Source organism: Cryobacterium arcticum (genome assembly GCF_001679725.1).
GTDB classification, from domain to species: domain Bacteria; phylum Actinomycetota; class Actinomycetes; order Actinomycetales; family Microbacteriaceae; genus Cryobacterium; species Cryobacterium arcticum_A.
Genome location: NZ_CP016282.1, coordinates 1 through 18564, shown reverse-complemented (window position 1 = coordinate 18564; position 18564 = coordinate 1). Strand labels below are relative to the sequence as shown.

At 65.6% G+C, this 18564-nt stretch carries 18 protein-coding genes and 2 tRNA genes; 3 read left to right on the top strand and 17 right to left on the bottom strand.

All coding sequences use genetic code 11. The annotated features are described in order from the left end of the window. Positions 1–36: 36 nt before the first annotated feature. Complete coding sequence (pknB, locus tag PA27867_RS00095) at positions 37–1758, top strand: Stk1 family PASTA domain-containing Ser/Thr kinase (RefSeq protein WP_420480680.1); 1722 nt, start codon at positions 37–39, stop codon at positions 1756–1758. A gap of 224 nt (positions 1759–1982) precedes the next feature. On the opposite strand, the gene PA27867_RS00090 is transcribed toward pknB, so the two are convergent. The 3 genes from PA27867_RS00090 to PA27867_RS00085 are packed head-to-tail and all read right to left on the bottom strand — an operon-like array spanning position 1983 to position 3631. Beyond that, complete coding sequence (locus PA27867_RS00090; protein WP_066591484.1) at positions 1983–2621, bottom strand: anthranilate synthase component II; 639 nt, start codon at positions 2619–2621, stop codon at positions 1983–1985. Continuing rightward, positions 2618–2779 carry a hypothetical protein gene (locus tag PA27867_RS20890; RefSeq protein ID WP_167550805.1) on the bottom strand — a complete coding sequence of 54 codons (162 nt, stop codon included), beginning with the start codon at positions 2777–2779 and terminating at the stop codon, positions 2618–2620. Before PA27867_RS20890 ends, PA27867_RS00090 begins: the two co-directional genes overlap by 4 nt. Positions 2780–2830: 51 nt before the next feature. Then, the gene (locus PA27867_RS00085; protein WP_236900771.1) at positions 2831–3631 is read right to left on the bottom strand and encodes a class E sortase; all 801 of its coding nucleotides are present in this window, start codon (positions 3629–3631) and stop codon (positions 2831–2833) included. 82 nt (positions 3632–3713) lie between these two features. Between PA27867_RS00085 and PA27867_RS00080 the strand changes: the two genes are divergently transcribed. Then, the gene (locus PA27867_RS00080) at positions 3714–3956 is read left to right on the top strand and encodes a cell division protein CrgA (protein WP_066591464.1); all 243 of its coding nucleotides are present in this window, start codon (positions 3714–3716) and stop codon (positions 3954–3956) included. Positions 3957–4169: 213 nt separating this feature from the next. Here PA27867_RS00080 and PA27867_RS00075 read toward each other — a convergent pair whose 3' ends face one another. Together PA27867_RS00075 and PA27867_RS00070 are read right to left on the bottom strand one after the other, a co-directional pair. Then, positions 4170–5018, bottom strand: coding sequence for a rhomboid family intramembrane serine protease (locus tag PA27867_RS00075; RefSeq protein ID WP_066591461.1), 849 nt, complete (start codon positions 5016–5018; stop codon positions 4170–4172). 11 nt (positions 5019–5029) lie between these two features. Next, positions 5030–5569, bottom strand: a complete 540-nt coding sequence (locus tag PA27867_RS00070) for a peptidylprolyl isomerase (RefSeq protein ID WP_066591458.1) — start codon at positions 5567–5569, stop codon at positions 5030–5032. A gap of 123 nt (positions 5570–5692) precedes the next feature. On the opposite strand from PA27867_RS00070, the gene PA27867_RS00065 reads away from it, so the two are divergent. Further along, positions 5693–6229 (top strand): hypothetical protein, encoded by a 537-nt coding sequence (locus tag PA27867_RS00065; protein ID WP_066591455.1) that lies wholly within the window; start codon positions 5693–5695, stop codon positions 6227–6229. A 158-nt stretch (positions 6230–6387) separates the two neighbouring features. Here the strand turns inward: PA27867_RS00065 and PA27867_RS00060 are convergent, their stop codons facing one another. From PA27867_RS00060 to dnaA, 12 genes are all read right to left on the bottom strand, one after another. After that, complete coding sequence (locus PA27867_RS00060) at positions 6388–7083, bottom strand: cation diffusion facilitator family transporter (RefSeq protein ID WP_167550872.1); 696 nt, start codon at positions 7081–7083, stop codon at positions 6388–6390. Continuing rightward, positions 7080–7403, bottom strand: coding sequence for a Cd(II)/Pb(II)-sensing metalloregulatory transcriptional regulator CmtR (cmtR, locus tag PA27867_RS00055; protein ID WP_066598689.1), 324 nt, complete (start codon positions 7401–7403; stop codon positions 7080–7082). The genes PA27867_RS00060 and cmtR overlap by 4 nt, the downstream gene beginning before the upstream one ends. A 140-nt stretch (positions 7404–7543) precedes the next feature. After that, positions 7544–7616, bottom strand: a tRNA-Ala gene (locus PA27867_RS00050). A 58-nt stretch (positions 7617–7674) separates the two neighbouring features. After that, positions 7675–7748, bottom strand: a tRNA-Ile gene (locus PA27867_RS00045). An 83-nt stretch (positions 7749–7831) separates the two neighbouring features. After that, positions 7832–8239 carry a DUF3566 domain-containing protein gene (locus PA27867_RS00040; RefSeq protein ID WP_066591452.1) on the bottom strand — a complete coding sequence of 136 codons (408 nt, stop codon included), beginning with the start codon at positions 8237–8239 and terminating at the stop codon, positions 7832–7834. Further along, a complete protein-coding gene (gene gyrA / locus PA27867_RS00035) occupies positions 8232–10775 on the bottom strand; it encodes a DNA gyrase subunit A (RefSeq protein WP_066598688.1) in 2544 nt (847 codons plus the stop codon). Before gyrA ends, PA27867_RS00040 begins: the two co-directional genes overlap by 8 nt. Before the next feature lie 40 nt (positions 10776–10815). After that, a complete protein-coding gene (gene gyrB / locus PA27867_RS00030; RefSeq protein ID WP_066591450.1) occupies positions 10816–12795 on the bottom strand; it encodes a DNA topoisomerase (ATP-hydrolyzing) subunit B in 1980 nt (659 codons plus the stop codon). Between the two features lie 121 nt (positions 12796–12916). Then, a complete protein-coding gene (locus tag PA27867_RS00025; protein ID WP_066591447.1) occupies positions 12917–13405 on the bottom strand; it encodes a DUF721 domain-containing protein in 489 nt (162 codons plus the stop codon). Beyond that, complete coding sequence (gene recF, locus PA27867_RS00020; RefSeq protein WP_066591445.1) at positions 13398–14585, bottom strand: DNA replication/repair protein RecF; 1188 nt, start codon at positions 14583–14585, stop codon at positions 13398–13400. Before recF ends, PA27867_RS00025 begins: the two co-directional genes overlap by 8 nt. A 6-nt stretch (positions 14586–14591) precedes the next feature. Continuing rightward, the gene (gene gnd, locus PA27867_RS00015) at positions 14592–15479 is read right to left on the bottom strand and encodes a phosphogluconate dehydrogenase (NAD(+)-dependent, decarboxylating) (protein ID WP_066591440.1); all 888 of its coding nucleotides are present in this window, start codon (positions 15477–15479) and stop codon (positions 14592–14594) included. Positions 15480–15529: 50 nt separating this feature from the next. Next, positions 15530–16678: a DNA polymerase III subunit beta gene (dnaN, locus tag PA27867_RS00010; RefSeq protein ID WP_066591438.1), complete on the bottom strand. Its 1149-nt coding sequence runs from the start codon at positions 16676–16678 to the stop codon at positions 15530–15532. 364 nt (positions 16679–17042) lie between these two features. Then, entirely contained in the window at positions 17043–18464 is a 1422-nt protein-coding gene (dnaA, locus tag PA27867_RS00005; RefSeq protein ID WP_066591434.1) for a chromosomal replication initiator protein DnaA, read from the bottom strand. Between the last annotated feature and the right edge of the window lie 100 nt (positions 18465–18564).

The window sequence follows — 18564 nt, the reverse complement described above, 5'->3', positions numbered from 1 at the left end:
GGGCCGCGCGACGGATCTTGACTAAAATGACCAACAGTGTCGCGAGCAGGGAGTTTTGCATTGACTGATGAGGGCCGTCTGCTAGCAGGTCGCTACCGCGTCGGCGCGTCGATCGGCCGAGGCGGCATGTCCGATGTCCACATCGGCACCGACTCCAGGCTGGGCCGCACCGTGGCCATCAAGCTGCTCAAGTCCTCGCTCGCCGTCGACCCGGCATTCCGCACCCGGTTCCGGCAGGAAGCCCAGGCCGCCGCCCGCATGGCGCACCCCACGATCGTGCGGGTGTTCGACGCCGGTGAAGAGACCATCACCGAAGACGACGGCACCGAAGCCCAGATCCCCTTCATCATCATGGAGTTCGTCGACGGGCGCCTGCTCAAGGACATCATCAAGGAAGGCCCGATCGACTCGGTCGAGGCCGTCCGCATCATCGACGGGGTGCTGACCGCCCTCGAGTACTCGCACCGCGCCGGCGTCGTGCACCGCGACATCAAGCCGGGCAACATCATGATCACCAAGGCCGGCCAGGTCAAGGTCATGGACTTCGGCATCGCGCGGGCCATCTCCGACTCCGCCACCACGGTCGCGCAGACCACCGCGATCCTCGGCACGGCCTCCTACTTCTCGCCCGAGCAGGCCAAGGGCGAATCGGTGGATGCCCGCACCGACCTGTACTCCAGCGGCGTCGTGCTCTTCGAAATGCTCACCGGCCGCCCGCCATTCCGGGGCGACACCCCGGTGGCCGTGGCCTACCAGCACGTCAGCGAAGCCCCGGTGAAGCCCAGCTCGGTCAACCCCAAGGTCTCCCCGGCCCTGGACATCGTCGTGCTGCACGCCCTGGCGAAGGACCGGTTCGACAGGTACCAGAGCGCCGTCGAGTTCCGCAACGACGTCGAGACCGCCGGCGCCGGGCACATCCCGGTGCACCGCCCGGTCGACGATGTCGCGGCCGGACTGTTCGGTGCGCCGCCCGAGGTGGAATCCACCTCCGAGCTCGCCCTCAAGCAGCTCGCTGAAGACCAGACCATGGCCCGCACCCAGCGACGCCCACCGGTGATCTGGATCTGGGCCGGCATCGTCAGCGTCGTCGTCATTGTGATTGCGGTGATGTTCTGGGCCCTGAGCCTGACGCCCAACAACGAACTGCCCGACTCCTCCCGCCGCGTTCCGGTCCTGGTGGGCTTCAGCTACACCGACGCCCAGGATGCGTTGCTCGAGCTGGACCTCGCCGCGACCATGGCGGAGGAGAGCAGCGACACCGTCGCCAAGGATGAGGTCATCCGCACCGATCCGCCGTCGGGCACCATCGCCCAGCCGGCCACGGTGATCAAGGTGTACGTTTCCACCGGCAAGGAACTCGTCGAGATGCCGGACACCACCAAACAGCCCTTCTCGGCTGCCGAACCGTTCCTGGTCGACCGTGGCTTCGTTTCCGGTTCGGTGACCACGGAGAACTCCGCGGATGTGCCGGAGGGCGTGGTCATCGCCACCAGCCCGGATCCGCGCGAGATGACCCCGGTGGGAACCACCGTGGACTTCACGGTCTCCACCGGACAGGTCACCGTGCCCGACGTGCTCGGGCAGGCGCTCACCGCCGCGAACTCCCTGCTGCAGGCCTCAGACCTGCAGCTGGTGCCCAAGCTGAAGCCCGACTACGCCTGCGACAGCGTCGCCGGGTCGCCGATCACCAAGCAGTCACTGCCGCCGGGCGACGCGCCCCAGAAGTCCGAGATCACGCTCACCTACTGCGCCGGCTGAGACCGCGCCGTCGGTCGGCCGCGTCGTCGGTCGAGCTTGTCGAGACCTCGTGACCTGTGCCTCGGGGTCTCGACAGGCTCGACCACCGGGTGGTGCCGCGCCTCCGGTCCAGCCCGCGTCGTCGGTCGAGCTTGTCGAGACCTCGTGACCCGTGCCTCCGGGTCTCGACAGGCTCGCCCAGCGGGTGGGGGCGACGCGGCGCCACAACGCCGGGACTACCGGCTTCAGCCGAGCTTGAGCATGGGCGTGAGGTGCTTGGCGGTCTCGCGCGCCTCCGGCAGCCCGGCCAGGGCCAGCCAGTTGCCCACCATCAGGTAGCCGCCCTCGGTCAGCACCGACTCCGGGTGGAACTGCACCCCGAGGATCGGCGCCGAGACGTGCCGCAGGCCCATGATGACGCCGCCCTGGGTGCGGGAGGTCACCACGAGGTCGCTGGGCACCGTGCCGTTGACGACGGCCAACGAGTGGTACCGGGTAGCCGTGAACGGCTGCGGCACCCCGTCGTAGAGCTCGCTGCCGTCGTGGCTGATCTGCGAGGTCTTGCCGTGCATGAGTTCCTCGGCATTGGTCACCGTGGCGCCGAACGCCTCGGCGATGGCCTGGTGTCCCAGGCAGACCCCGAACAGCGGCAGGTTGGTGGCCACAGCGGCCTCCACGGCGGCGATCGAGATGCCGGCGTCGGCGGGCTTGCCCGGTCCGGGCGAGACGAGCACCCCGTCGAACTCCGCGATGCGCTCTGCGACCTCGGTGGCGGCGAATGCGTCGTTCCGCACCACCTCGGTCTCGGCGCCGAGCTCGCGCAGGTATCCGTTGAGCGTGTAGACGAAGCTGTCGTAGTTGTCGATCACGAGAATGCGGGTCATGGGGCGCCCACCGTCACTTCCTGGTTGTCAACGAACGTGTTCACCCAGGGATATACCCAGGTGGCGAGACTGTAGAGCACGGCACCCACGAGCACCAGCACGAGCAGGATGCGCACCCACACCGGTCCGGGCAGGATCCGCCAGAAGGCTGCGTACATGGGTTGGTCCTCGATCTTCGTGTCGCTGGATGGGTGGGGGCGGCCGGCAGGTCAGGCCGCGGGGATCATGGCCGCCAGCTCGGCGGGCGGGCCGGCCGAGATCGGTTGCCAGGATTCGAATACACCGTAGGCGATGATCCGCTCGGCTGTCGAGAAGAGCGGGTTGCACGTGGTGAGGGTGATCAGCCGGTCGACCGCGGTGGCCGAGGGGTCGTGCGGCACCGGAGCGATGGCCTCGATCGCGCTCGGCGGCACGTACTCGAAGTCGCGGAACCGGTAGGTGTAGTAACCGTCGGCGGTCTGCACGTAGATCGCGTCGTTCAGCTGCAGCTCGTTGATGACGTGCATCCCGCCGCCGTTGGCGCTGCGGTGCGACGCGATGGCGAAGTTGCCCACCTCGCCGGGCATCTGGGTGCCCGGGTAGTGCCCGATGCCCAGGTCCGGGCTGTTGAGCACATCCGTTCCGGTGCCCTGCGCGATGGTGCGCTGGTAGGTCGCGCCGAAGCGCGGCACATAGAGCACCGCGAACGCGGTGGCGTTGTCGGGGGCGGCGGCCACCACAGGGTCGCCGTAGCCCTCCTCGGTCACGGGCGCCGGCTTCGGGTCCGGTCCAGCGTTCTCGATCCAGCCCTTGCTGATCGACTCAGCGGCGCGGGACTGGGACGCCGCCATGACGGCGTCGTTCCACCAGAGCTGCCAGGCGAGGAAGAGCAGCACGAGCACCCCGCCGGTGATGAGCAATTCGCCGAGCACACCGATCACGCTCACGCGTCGGCGGGTCGGCTTGGATGCGGCGCGCTGGGCTCGCCGCCCGCGCTGGGCCGGTACTGCGGACGGGGCCGGCTCGGTCATGCAGTCGATTCTAATCGGCCCTGAATGCGCATCTGCCGTACTCCGGCAGGCCCGCGCAGGCGGGGACGCTAGAATCTCAGGCATGGCACGCACAAATCCCCGCACCAAGCCCGCCCGCCCCGAGGCCCGCTCGGGCGAGGACGCCCCCAACGCCGTCTGGTTCAAGCCGGTGATGTTCGGCTTCATGCTGATCGGGCTTGCCTGGATCATCGTCTTCTACGTCAGCCAGGGCGCATTCCCGGTCGCCTCGCTGGGCTCGTGGAACATCCTGGTCGGATTCGGGATCGCCTTCATCGGCTTCCTGATGACCACCCGCTGGCGCTGACGCACCCATAATTCACGGACTGTTCCGCCTGCGCTAACCACCCGTTCGGGTAGTCAATTACAGCCGTGTAATTATCCCCAGTGTGGAAACTCCTGTGGATAACTTTCCCACCAGGTGTGGATAAGTCCTGTGGAAAGTCGCCAAACGCGCACAGACACCCGGAGTCAGCCGGTCATGGCCCGCCGCGGCCGGCCGTGCCGGGCGTGGCAGGGCTCAGACGAAGAACTTGCTGAGGCTCAGCGCCACGAGCAGGAAGCCGAAGGCACCGAGCAGCACGAACTGCAGCGTGCGCTTGCTGCGCTGGCGGGTCTGTACGAAGATCAGACCGATGACGGCGCCGCCGATGAGGCCGCCCACGTGGGCCTGCCAGGCCACGTTGAGTCCGGGCAGGAACCCGATCACCAGGTTGATGCCCACCAGGACGAGAAGTTGGGTGGCGTTGCCGCCGAGCTTCCGCTGGATGACCAGGAACGCGCCCATGAGGCCGAAGATGGCTCCGGATGCGCCGACGACGGCGACCCGCGGGTCAGCCAGGAACAGCACGCCGAGAGACCCGGCGAGCCCGCTCATCAGGTAGAGGGTGAGGAACCGGCCGCGTCCGAGCATCCGCTCGAGGATTTGGCCGAAGATCCACAGGGTGTACATGTTGAGCAGCACGTGGAAGATGAACCCGGTGGAGTGCACGAACACGCTGGTCAGCATGCGCCATGGTTCGAAGGCACCGGGGTAGGAGTACACGCCGGCGTACAGCAGCCGGTCGGTCACACCCAGTCCGGGGATGAGCTGCAGCACGAAGATCACCAGGGTCAGCGCGATGATGGAGTAGGTGACCACAGGTTCGCCGGGGGCGGTCATACGGCCCAGCCGGGTGCGGGCGGCGGACTTGGTGCGCGGCGCGCTCTGGCGCTGCTCGCGCATGCACTCGGGGCAGATGACGCCGACCGCGGCCTGGGTCTGGCATTCGGGACAGATCGTGCGCCCGCACCGCTGGCAGAGGATAAAACTCTGCCTGCCCGGATGCCGGTAACAGAAGTTGGCGGCGGTTCCGGGCAGGCTGGTCATAGCTGGAGGTCCTAGACCTGCTCGACGGTGATGCTCTCGATGACGACATCGGTGAGCGGACGGTCGCGACCGTCGGTGGGCACCACGGCGAGCTGGTCGACGATCGCACGGGACGCCTCGTCCTCGACGGCGCCGAAGATGCTGTGCTTGCCCTGCAGCCAGGTGGTCGGCACGACAGTGATGAAGAACTGCGAGCCATTGGTGCCGCGGCCGCCCTGGATGCCGGCGTTCGCCATGGCGAGGACGTACGGCTGGGTGAAGTCCAGCTCGGGGCTGATCTCATCGTCGAACTGGAAGCCCGGTCCGCCGGTGCCCTGGCCCAGCGGGTCGCCGGCCTGGATCATGAAGTCCTTGATGATGCGGTGGAAGACGGTGCCGTTGTACAGCGGGTCGTTGGAGGTCTTGCCCGTGGCCGGGTGCTTCCACTCGATTTCGCCGGTTGCGAGACCGACGAAGTTCTTGACGGTCTTCGGGGCGTGGTTACCGAAGAGGTTGACCTTGATCGGTCCGAGGGTTGTATTGAGCGTTGCGACGGCAGTGTGCTTAGACATAGGCATAATTCTTGCACAGCAGCATTGAGCGAATCCGACTCCGTGCTAGGCACCCAGAGCGCTCACAGGCTATTCAGTGGCAAGATGGTCACTAATCACCACAAGAATCGATGGAGGGTCCAGATGAGCCTGTCACGCAAGCGCCGAAAGGAACTCACGCGTCTGCGCAAGAGCGCGGACGAACTGTGGAGTCACCAGCAGGAAGTTCTCGACCGCGCAAACGAGATTGCACGCGAAGCCGGCCGCCAGGCTGGTGTGCTCACTCGTGAAGAAGTAGTCCCGCGCGTTCGCCAGGGATATGAGCACTATCTGCTCCCCGGCGTGCACGCCACCCAGGATTTGGCCGGTGGCGTACGCCACCAGGTCGTTGACAAGGTTCTGCCGGGCATCGGCACGGCCTTGGGCACCGTCATGTCGGTCGGTGACATCGCCAAGGAGGCGCGCGCCGCCACGCTGGACCGGATTCGTTTCCAGAAGCCGGTCGTCGTTCAGAAGCAGGGCCCGGGCGCCGGAACGTACATCGCCATCGGCGTGGGCATCGCTGCCGCAGCCGGTGTCGCGTACGCCATCTGGCAGACGTTCCGTGCCGACGACGAGCTGTGGGTCTCCGAAGACGAGTCGCTCCTGGACTCGCCGATTGAGAAGTCCACGGACGTCTAGTTCGTACGTTTTGCCACAAGGCCCTCGTCTGAGACGGGGGCCTTGTTGCGTGTGGGGCGCACGAGGCACTGGGTGCCGCTGTGGCGGCCCGGTGTGGCGACCGGATGCGTGGGGTCGTTCACCGCGTCATGCGGGGACAGAGCGCCGCTGAGGGCGTGTCAGCGCTCCCGGGAGTCCCGGGCGCCTGGTGCGGCGTCAGCGTCTACATCCACGTCGGCGTCCAGGAGCATCCCGACCGGGGTGGCGCAGGTGTCACCATTCCAAGCCTCGAGGCCCTCTCGCACGGCGAACCCGGCGATGACCAGCCCGGCCACGGCGTCCGCCCAGCTCCAGCCCAGCGTGCTGTTGAACAGCAGGCCGAGGAGGACGGCGCCGGAGAGGTAGCTGCAGATCAGGGTCTGCTTGGAGTCCGCCACGGCGCTGGCAGAGCCCAGCTCGATCCCGGTGCGCCGCTCGAGCCAGGACAGGGCCGGCATGACCGCGAGGCTCACGGCCGCCAGCGCGATTCCGAGGCCGGAGTGTTCGGGCGTCACCGCGCCGGTGAGGGAGAGCACCGACGACACCGTGACGTACCCGGCAAGGGCGAAGAACGCGATCGCGATCACCCGCAGGGTCGGCGCCTCGTAGCGCTGAGGGTCCGTGCGGGTGAACTGCCAGGCCACGGCAGCCGCCGAGAGCACCTCTACGACGGAGTCGAGCCCGAACGCGATCAGTGCCGTGGACGAGGCCACGGAGCCGGCGGCGATCGCGATGATCGCCTCGACCACGTTGTAGCCGATGGTTCCCGCCACGATCCAGCGGATGCGGCGCTGCAGCACGGCCCGGCGGGCCGGTGCCGGCGTGGCCAGGCTCAAGGTGCGGTCTCGCAGCAGCCGGGAACCGGGCAGTCCACGGTCAGGCACGGCGCCGACTCGTCGACGGCGAGAACCACCGCCACGAGGTCGCCGAGAGCGCGGGTGAGGTGAGCGTCGGAGATGCGGTACCTCATCTGGCGGCCCTGGGGCTCCACCACGACGATCCCGCAGTCTCGAAGGCAGCCGAGGTGGTTGGAGACGTTCTGACGCGTCAGGGTGAGGTCCTCGGCCAGGCCGGCGGGATACGCCGGGCCGTCGAGCAGGGTCATCAGGATCCTGGACCGGGTGGGATCCGCCATCGCCCGGCCGAGCCGGTTCATGACCTCGAGGCGGGTGGCGGCATTGCTGCGGGTCGTGGGCACACCTTCATTAATACAGCGTTGGCTGTATTAATCAAGCGGATGTGCCGGGCAGAGCGCAAAAAACCCCCGGCCGGTGCGGCTGGGGGTGGATTCTGCTGTGGAGCCACGGGGAATCGAACCCCGGACCTCCTGCTTGCAAAGCAGGCGCTCTACCAATTGAGCTATGGCCCCGAACCGGTTCCTCACGAGGAGGGAACTGGCGGAGATGTAAGGCTATGAGAGTACTACGTGGGGATACCGGGATTTGAACCTGGGACCTCTTCGTTATCAGCGAAGCGCTCTAACCAACTGAGCTATATCCCCCTATTGGGCAGATTTGAGACTACCGGAAACCGGCGAAAAGTCCCAATCGAGGCCGTTACCGGCCCCGATCGGGCATCCGACGGTCAGTTGTTGGTGAATCCGACGAGCAGGCCACCGGTGACCTTGACGCTCAAGTTGTACAGAACCGCGAAGATCGCGCCGAGGGCGGTGATCACGACGGTGTTGATGACGGCCACGACAACGGCAAAGCCCATGACGTTGCCGATCGACAGGATGGTCGTGAGCTCAGACGCGCTCCCGGCGATATCCGTGTACAGGGCGTCGATCTCGGTGAAGATACCCGTGCCGTTGAGCACCGTGAAGGTCAGGAACGTCGCGACGATGGTCACGACGGCCAGGCACACGGCAATCAGGAACGACAGCTTCACGCTGGACCAGAAATCGATGTAGACGAGCTTCAGACGTACCTGCTTGGACGACATTGCACCTCGACTCGACTTCTTGGCCAGTTTCTCGGCAACACTACTCATCTGCTGATTCTACTTTCCCCGGTTCACTCTCCGGTGCAGCCTCAATTTCGGCGACCAGATTGCGTTCGGTGTTCTTCGCGATGGCGATGATCCTGTCTTCGTCCGCGAATTTTGCAAAAACGACACCCATGGTGTCCCGGCCCTTGGCCGGCACTTCGGCGACGTCAGAGCGTACCACCTTGCCGCTGGCAAGGACCACGAGCACCTCGTCTTCCTCGTCGACGATGAGTGCGCCGACCAGGTCGCCGCGGTCGTCGTTGAGTTTGGCGACCTTGATGCCCAGGCCGCCGCGGTTCTGCAGACGGTACTGATCGGCCGAGGTGCGCTTGGCGTAACCACCCTCGGTGACGACGAAGACGAAGCCGTCATCGGCGACCACGGAGGCGTCGAGCAGGCTGTCCTGGCCGCGGAAGTGCATGCCGATCACACCGGAGGTGCTGCGGCCCATGGGGCGCAGGGCCTCGTCGGACGCGGTGAACCGGATCGACATGCCCTTCTTCGACACCAGCAGCAGGTCGGAGTCTTCGTCGACGAGCAGCGCGGAGACGAGTTCGTCACCTTCACGCAGCTTGATCGCGATGATGCCGCCGGTGCGGTTGGTGTCGTACTCGCTGAGCGCGGTCTTCTTGATCAGGCCTTCACGGGTGGCCAGGGTGAGGTACTGGGCCACGCCGTAGTCCCGGATGTCCAGGATCTGGGCGATCTCCTCGCCGGGCTGCAGCGCGAGCAGGTTCGCGACGTGCTGGCCCTTGGCGTCACGGCCGGCTTCGACAGCCTCGTACGCCTTCGCCCGGTAGACCCGGCCGGTGTTCGTGAAGAACAGCAGCCAGTGGTGGGTGGTGGTGACGAAGAAGTGTTCGACCACGTCGTCGGCGCGCAGCTGCGCGCCCTTGACGCCCTTGCCGCCGCGGTGCTGGTTGCGGTAGTTGTCGCTGCGGGTGCGCTTGATGTAGCCGCCGCGGGTGACGGTGACCACCATCTCCTCTTCGGGGATGAGGTCTTCGACCGACATGTCGCCGTCGAAACCGAACATGATTTCGGTGCGGCGGTCGTCTCCGAACTTCGCGGTGATCTCGGTCAGCTCGTCGCTGACGATGCTGCGCTGGCGCTCGGGGCTGGCCAGGATCGACTTGAATTCGACGATCTGCAGTTCGAGTTCGGCGGCCTGGTCGATGATCTTCTGGCGCTCGAGGGCAGCCAGGCGACGCAGCTGCATGGTGAGGATCGCGTCGGCCTGGAGCTTGTCGACCGTGAGCAGGTCCATCAGGCCCTCGCGGGCGTCGTCCACGGTGGGGGAGCGGCGGATCAGGGCGATGACCTCGTCGAGCGCGTCGAGCGCCTTGAGGTAGCCGCGCAGGATGTGGGCATCCGCCTCGGCCTTGTTCAAGCGGAACTGGGTGCGGCGGACGATGACGTCGATCTGGTGGGCGACCCACGCGCTGATGAAGCCGTCCAGCGCGAGGGTGCGCGGGATGCCGTCGACGATCGCGAGCATGTTCGCGCCGAAGTTCTCCTGCAGGGGGGTGTGCTTGTAGAGGTTGTTCAGCACGACCTTGGCTACAGCGTCGCGCTTGAGCACGATGACGAGGCGCTGGCCGGTGCGGCCGCTGGTCTCGTCGCGGATGTCGGCGATGCCGGTGATCTTGGCGTCCTTGACCAGGTCGGCGATCTTGATCGCCAGGTTGTCGGGGTTCACCTGGTACGGCAGCTCGGTGATGACCAGGCAGGTGCGGCCCTGGAGCTCTTCGATGCTCACCACGGCGCGCATCGTGATCGAGCCGCGCCCGGTGCGGTAGGCGTCCTGGATGCCCTTGATGCCCAGGATCTGCGCACCCGTCGGGAAGTCCGGGCCCTTGATGCGCTGGATCAGCGCTTCGAGCAGTTCTTCACGGGTGGCGTCGGGGTTCTCCAGGTACCAGAGGGCGCCGGCGGCCACCTCGCGCAGGTTGTGCGGCGGGATGTTGGTGGCCATACCGACCGCGATGCCGACGGAGCCGTTCACCAGCAGGTTCGGGAAGCGGCTGGGCAACACGGTGGGCTCGAGGGTGCGGCCGTCGTAGTTGTCCTGGAAGTCGACGGTGTCCTCGTCGATGTCGCGCACCATCTCGAGGGCCAGCGGGGCCATCTTCGTTTCGGTGTATCGCGGGGCGGCGGCACCGTCGTTGCCGGGGGAGCCGAAGTTGCCCTGACCGAGTGCCAGCGGGTAGCGGAGGCTCCACGGCTGCACGAGGCGCACGAGGGCGTCGTAGATCGAGGAGTCACCGTGCGGGTGGAACTGGCCCATCACGTCGCCGACGACGCGGGCGCACTTCGAGAACGCCTTGTCGGGGCGGTAGCCGCCGTCGTACATGGCGTAGATCACCCGGCGGTGCACGGGCTTCATGCCGTCGCGCACGTCCGGCAGCGCGCGTCCGACGATGACGCTCATCGCGTAGTCGAGGTAGGAGCGCTGCATTTCCAGCTGCAGGTCGACCTGGTCGATCTTGCCGTGCTGGGTGAGGTGCTTGGCTGCCGCCGCGGCGTCGGCCGCTTCCACGGTGTTGCCCGGTTCGACGGGCAGGCCGCCGGTGGTGTCGTCAGATGTCAAGGAAACGCACGTCCTTCGCGTTCTTCTGGATGAAGTTGCGTCGGGATTCGACGTCTTCGCCCATCAGGGTGGAGAAAATTTCGTCGGCGGCTGCCGCGTCGTCCAGGGTCACCTGGAGCAGGGTGCGGGACTCGGGGGCCATCGTGGTTTCCCACAGCTCCTTGTAGTCCATCTCGCCCAGACCCTTGTAGCGCTGGATGCCGTTGTCCTTCGGGATCCGCTTGCCGGCGGCGGCGCCGTCGGCGAGCAGGGCGTCCCGCTCCGCGTCGGAGTAAACGTACTCGTGGGCCGAGTTGGCCCACTTGAGCCGGTACAGCGGCGGCTGGGCGAGGTACACGTAACCGAGGTCGATCAGCGGGCGCATGTAGCGGAACAGCAGGGTGAGCAGCAGGGTCGTGATGTGCTGGCCGTCGACGTCGGCATCGGCCATCAGCACGATCTTGTGGTACCGCACCTTGTCCGGGTTGAAGTCCTCGCCGATGCCCGCGCCGAACGCGGTGATCATGGCCTGCACCTCGGCGTTGGCGAGGGCGCGGTCGAGCCGGGCCTTCTCCACGTTGAGGATCTTGCCGCGCAGCGGCAGGATCGCCTGGGTCTCGGGGTTGCGGCCCTGAACGGCGGAGCCGCCGGCCGAGTCACCCTCGACGATGAAGATCTCGGATGCAGCGGGGTCCTTGCTCTGGCAGTCCTTGAGCTTGCCGGGCATGCCGCCACCCTCGAGCAGACCCTTGCGGCGGGCGGTTTCCCGCGCCTTGCGGGCGGCCATGCGGGCCGTGGCGGCCTGCAGCGACTTGCGGATGATCTCGCGAGCCTGCACCGGGTTGCGGTTGAACCAGTCGGAGAGCTGGTCGCCGACCACGCGCTGCACGAACGCCTTGGCCTCGGTGTTACCGAGCTTGGTCTTGGTCTGACCCTCGAACTGCGGCTCAGCGAGCTTGATCGACACGACGGCGGTCAGGCCCTCGCGCACGTCGTCACCGGAAAGGTTGTCGTCCTTCTCCTTGAGGATGCCCTTCTCGCGTGCGTACTTGTTGACCAGCGTGGTCAGTGCGGCGCGGAAGCCCTCTTCGTGGGTGCCACCCTCGTGGGTGTTGATGGTGTTCGCGTAGGTGTGCACGCTCTCGGTGTACGCGGTGGTCCACTGCATGGCCACCTCGAGGGCGATCTTCTTCTCGGTGTCCTCGAACTCGAACGAGATGATCTCCTCGTTGACCAGTTCGGCCTTCTTGGCCCGGTTGAGGTAGGCCACGTAGTCCATCAGGCCCTGCTCGTAGAGGAACGAGTTGGTGATCGGCTTGTCGTCGGCGTCCCGGCTGTCCGGACGCTCGTCGGTGAGCGTGAGACGCAGGCCCTTATTAAGGAACGCCATCTGCTGGAAGCGGGCGCGCAGCGTCTCGTAGTCGAACTCGATCGTCTCGAACGTCTCGCTGCTCGGCCAGAAGGTGATCGTGGTGCCGGTCTCGTCCGAGACCTCGTCCTGGTGCAGTGATTCGTTGGGCACACCGTTGTGGAAGCTCTGCCGCCACGCGTAGCCCTGCCGGCGTACCTCGACCTCGAGGCGGCTGGAGAGGGCGTTCACGACGGAACTGCCCACACCGTGGAGACCACCGGAGACCGCGTAGCCGCCGCCGCCGAACTTTCCGCCGGCGTGCAGCACGGTGAGGACGACCTCGACCGTGGACTTGCCCTCGGCCTTGTGGATGTCGACGGGGATACCGCGGCCGTTGTCCTGCACACGCACGGCGCCGTCGGCGAGAATGCGGATGTCGATGGTGTCGCAGTATCCGGCGAGGGCCTCATCGACGGAGTTGTCGACGATCTCGTAGACCAGGTGGTGCAGACCGCGTGGACCGGTCGAACCGATGTACATTCCGGGTCGCTTGCGAACAGCTTCAAGGCCTTCGAGAACCTGGATGTCTTCCGCGCCGTAAGCGTGCTGCTCCGGCTCGGTTTTCGGTTCAATTGTCATGTGAAATTGGGCTCCTGACCGTCGCACAGGCGACCCTTCAGCCTACCAAACACCCCGCACCCCAGAGGCCAAATCGGCCGTTTGACGCGTTTATTTCGCATGGTTGACCTGTTTTGGCTACCTAGCCATAGGTATCGCGTGGACCCCGCCCTGGGATTGATCTGGGACCCTTTTTCCAGGAGGGGGCGTTGGGCCCTTGAAAACGAATTGCGGCGATGCCCGCGTCAGGGAACTTCTGCATGATCTGAGTCATGATTTCCACACGCATCATTCGCAGCTGCGTCGCCCAGGCCGTGGACTCACAATGCACGGTGAGAATGCCCTCGTCGATCCCGGCCGGGGTGGAGTGTTTGGCGGTCTCCTCACCGGCCAGTTCGATCCACGAGGCGAGCAGGTCGGACTGGGCCATCGGCGAGTTCCAGCCCAGCTGGGCGGTGAGGGAGTTGATGGTCTCGCCCAGTCCCTTGGGGTCCCGTCCGACGCCGAACGGAACACTCGACCCGATCTGGGCGCTGGGCTTGCGGCGGGCGCGCATCCGTTTGGCATTCGGGTCGCCGAAGACGTCCTTGAACCGCAGATAGACCTTGGCGGCCTCGCTCTGCTCAGCCATCGGAGGCGCCGTCCGGTCCGGTGGGCCCGTCCACGACGGCTCCGGCGTTGATGTGGATGGTGTGCGCGGCGAGAACCGCGGGCACATCCTCGTACACGGCGGCGGTGATCAGCACCTGCTCGAACCCGGTGACCGCTTCCGCCAGACGCCGGCGCCGGGACTGGTCCAGCTCGGCGAACACATCGTCGAGGATCAGCACCGGGTCGCCGCTGGAAGATTCCCGGCGCAGAAGCTCCGCGGAGGCCAGTTTGAGGGCGAGCGCGAACGACCAAGATTCGCCGTGACTGGCGTAGCCCTTGGCCGGCAGGGCGTTGAGTTCGAAGACCAGGTCATCCCGGTGCGGGCCGGCCAGGGTCATCCCGCGGTCCAGTTCCTTGCGGCGGAGCCCGGCCAGGGCGGTGCGGAAGGTGTCGGCGGTCTCCGACCCGGTGCCGGCCTGGGCAGCGGCGGGGGAGGCCGCCTCGTCGGACTCTTCGTCGGCGCCGAGGATGCTCAGCGACGCGACGAGGGTGGGGCCGTGGTCGGCGCCGGCCACCGCTTTATAGGCATCGTGCAGCGGCGGCAGCAGTTCGGCGACCAGATCGGCGCGCGCGTCGATGATCTCGGACCCGAGGGCTACGAGTCGTTCGTCCCAGATGTCGAGGGTGCCCAGCTGGGTGGTCTTCAATCCGGAGGCCCGTGCGGACTTGAGCAGGGTGTTGCGCTGCTTGAGCACCCTGTCGTAGTCGGTGAGCACCCCGGACATCCGGGGGCTCCGGAGAACCAGCAGCTGGTCGAGGAACCGGCGGCGACCGGACGGATCGCCGCGCACGAGGGCCAGGTCTTCGGGGGCGAAGAGCACGCTGGAGAAATACCGTGGCAGGTCCCGGGTCTTGATGACCGACCGGTTGATCTGCGCCCGGTTGAGCCCGGACCGGTTGATCTGCACCTCGGCGAGGATGTCCCGGCCGTTGTGTTCCAGCCGGGCCCGGATGATCGCGGCATCCTGGCCGGAGCGCACCATGGCTCCGGTCTGGGAGACCCGGTGCGAGCTCAGCGTGCTGAGGAAGCCGAGGGCTTCGACGAGGTTGGTCTTACCCTGGCCGTTGCGCCCCACGATGAGGTTGGCGCCCGCCCGGAACGGAACCTCGGCTTCTGCATAATTGCGGAAGTCGGTCAGGGAGAGGTGGGTGACCCGCACAGCGGATCAGTCTGCCTTCTTTATGGCATGGCCACCGAACTGGTTGCGCAGCGCGGCCACGGCCTTCATGGCCGGTGAATCCTCCTGGCGGGAGGTGAACCGGGCGAAGATCGACGCGCTGATCGCGGGCACCGGCACGGCGTTGTTGATGGCCTCTTCGATGGTCCAGCGGCCTTCGCCGGAGTCTTCGACGTAGCCTTCGATGTCCGCCAGCTTCGGGTCGTCCTTGAGCGCGAGCACCAGCAGTTCGAGCAGCCAGGAGCGCACGACGGTACCGCGCTGCCAGGCGGTGAAGATCCCGGGCACGTCGTGCACCAGGTCGTCGCGCTTCTCGAGCAGCTCGAAACCCTCGGCATAGGCCTGCATGAGCGCGTATTCGATGCCGTTGTGCACCATCTTGGCGTAGTGGCCCGCGCCGACCTTGCCGGCGTGCACGAAGCCCTCTTCGCGGGGGCCGGCCGGGCGCAGCGCGTCGAAGACCGGCATGGCCCGCTCGATGTCGGCCGCGTCGCCGCCGACCATCAGGCCGAAGCCGTTCTGGAGACCCCACACGCCGCCGGACACGCCGGCATCGACGTAGTGCACGCCCTGCTCGGCCAGGAGGGCCGCGTGGGTGAAGTCATCGGTGAAACGGGAGTTGCCGCCGTCGATGACCAGGTCGCCCGGGGAGAGTTTGGTGGCGAGGTCGGCGATCACGGAGGTGGTGATGGCGCCGGCCGGAACCATGACCCAGACGACGCGGGGAGTGGGCAGCGCCTCGATCAGCTCGGCCGTCGACGCCACGTCGGAGACGTCCGGGTTGCGGTCGTACCCGGTGACCGTGAGGTCCGCCGCGCGAAGCCTGTCGCGCATGTTCGCGCCCATTTTTCCGAGGCCGACGATTCCGATGTGCATGGCTGTCCTTCGTGGTTCTGGTGATTCTTGTGGTGCGGGTGGGGCGTTCGTCAGCGGAGCAGCAGGTTGGGCTGCAGCAAGTACCGGTAGCTGTCGGCTCCGGCCTGCTCCCGCGACGTCTGGCTGGTGATCAGCACCGGGCCGGGCTTGTTGGGGTTCTCGGTCTTGGTGAACGAGATACGCACGAATTCCGAGTGCACGGCGCCCAGACCGTCGAGCAGGAACTGCGGCTTGAGCGAGACCACGGTGTCGCCGCCGGAGAGGATCGCGTCGATGGTCTCGGAGGCCTGGGCCTGCTCGGAGCCGATGGCCTCGAGGGTGAGCCCGTCGGCCGTGAAGCTGAACCGGAGCGCTGCTTCGCGTTCGAGCACCAGCTGCACCCGGCGGGTGGCCTCGATGAGCTCGGCGGTGTTCATCACGGCGTAGTTGTCGACGTTGTCGGGGAAGAGCCGGCGCACGGGCGGGTAGTTGCCCTTGATCAGCAGCGATGTGACGGTCTTCTTGTCGGCCGTGAAAGCGATGAGCTCCCGGTCGTCGGTGTTGGTGATGGCCACCGAGATGGTCCCGCTGTGGCCGAAGGTCTTGCCGACCTCCTGCAGGGTGCGGGCGGGCACCAGCGCGGTGATGGGTTCCTGGGCCTGGTTTGCTCCCGGGTCCCAGTCGATCTCGCGCACGGCGACCCGGTAGCGGTCGGTGGCGACCAGGCTGATGCTGTTCTCGGTGATCTGCAGCTGTACGCCGGTGATCACCGGGGTCACGTCGTCCCGTGAGGCGGCGACGGCCACCTGGGATACGGCTGCGGCGAATTCCTCGGCCGGTACGAGCCCGGATTGGGCGCTGACCTGGGGAATACTTGGATATTCCTCTACCGGCATAGACAGCAGGGTGAAGTTCGCGCTGCCACAGCTGACGCTGATGCGGGACTCGTTGGTTGAGAAGCGCACGGGTGCGTTGGGCATCCGGCTGGCGATTTCGGCCAGGAGGCGACCGGAGACGAGAACGCGGCCGGTCTCTTCGACATCGGCGGCGATTTCGGTCTGGGCCGAGACCTCATAGTCGAACGACGACAGGATCAGGCCGGTTTCGGTCGCCTCGATCAACACACCGCTCAAGATGGGCAGGGTGGTGCGCTGGGGAAGGAGTTTTACAGCGAAAGATACGGCTTCGCTGAAGACGTCCCGGTTGGCCTGAAATCTCACGAAGTCACTCCTGTCGATGGAGACCTGGATACGGCCTCAATGCTAGTCGGGTTTCTCGACGGCCCATTTCTTGTGAGCCGTGGCGAGTAAAGGTTGTTGGACCTGGAGCTAATTAAGTTAAACCTTAATCTTCTTAACCGTTGTGGAAACTGTGGATAACTCGGTGGATAGTGCTGAACGACTGGGAACTACAAACTTGTAACTTGTGGAGCGCCTGTGAGCGTTAAGCCCAATGAATGACACGAATCACTTTCTGTAATTCACAGTTTTCACAAGCGGACGATGCGTTTCTACAGGTTGTGCCCGGTTGTCCCGGCAGTTTCCACAGGGTTATCCACAGGTACGAAACACAAAAAATTTTTCTTTACTTGTAGCGGTGATCCTGCTTGATGCGGTTGGTGAGCTCGGTGACCTGGTTGTAGATGGACCGACGCTCCTTCATGAGTTCGCTGATCTTCTTGTTCGCGTACATCACCGTGGTGTGGTCGCGGTTGCCGAACAGCTGACCGATCTTGGGAAGAGACAGGTTCGTGAGCTCCCGGCACAGGTACATCGCGATCTGGCGCGCGGTGGCCACGGCCTGCGAGCGGGAGGACCCGTACAGGTCGTCGACGGTGAGCTTGAAGTAGTCGGCGGTGTTGGTGATGATGTCCACCGGCGCGATGACGTTGTCCTCGTCGAGGGTGATGACGTCCTTGAGCACCGTCTGTACGAGGTTCATGTCGACCGGGGTGCGGTTCAGGCTCGCGAACGCCGTGACCCGGATCAGGGTGCCCTCGAGTTCACGGATGTTGGAGGACACCTTCGATGCCATGAACTCGAGGATGTCGTGCGGCACCTGGAGCTTTTCGCTCTGCGCCTTCTTACGGAGGATGGCGATGCGGGTTTCGAGGTCGGGGGCCTGCACATCGGTGATCAGGCCCCACTCGAAGCGGGAGCGCATCCGGTCTTCGAAGCCGGTCAGGGCCTTGGGCGGCAGGTCGCTGGTGATCACGACCTGCTTGTTGTGGTCGTGCAGGGTGTTGAAGGTATGGAAGAACGCTTCCTGGGTTTCCGCCTTGCCCTGCAGGAACTGGATGTCGTCGATCATCAGGATGTCGATATTGCGGTAGCGGTTCTGGAACGCCGACCCACGGTTGTTCGCGATCGAGTTGATGAAGTCGTTGGTGAACTCTTCCGAACTGACATAGCGCACCCGGATTCCGGGATACAGGCTCATCGCGTAGTGACCGATGGCATGCAGGAGGTGGGTCTTGCCCAGTCCGGAGGAACCGTAGATGAAGAGAGGGTTGTAGGCCTTGGCCGGCGCCTCGGCCACGGCGACGGCCGCGGCGTGTGCGAACCGGTTGGACTGGCCGATCACGAAGTTGTCGAAGCTGTACTTGGAGTTCAGCCGGGTGTCGTGGGGCCGTTCGGGCGAGGTGTTCTCGAAGACCGATTGCGGGGTGGCGGGAGTTTCGATGTCGGGCTGGTGCACGATCGGCTCCTGCACCGGGCGCAGGGATTCCTGCTCGAGCTCCGGGTTGACCACCACATAGAAGGTCGTGACGGCGACGGATTCGCTCAGCTGTCCCATCGCGGTGAGCAGCGGCACCCGCATGCGCTGGTTGAGCATGCTCGCGGTGAACTCGTTGGGCACCTCGAGGTAGAAGGTGCCGGCGGCGATGCCCTTGGGTTCGACCAGGTTCAGAAAGCCGTACAGCATCGGCGTGATGGAGTCATCCGACTCCAGAATGGTCAGAACCGACCGCCATGTTTCGCTGATGGGCTGTTCCCCGTCTGGCATGGTTCCCCACAATCTTGATCTTTACGCTCAGCCGCCGCGTGGCGGGCAACCATCAGTCGACACAGAATGTCTCATCGGACGATTCATCCACAACGTTATC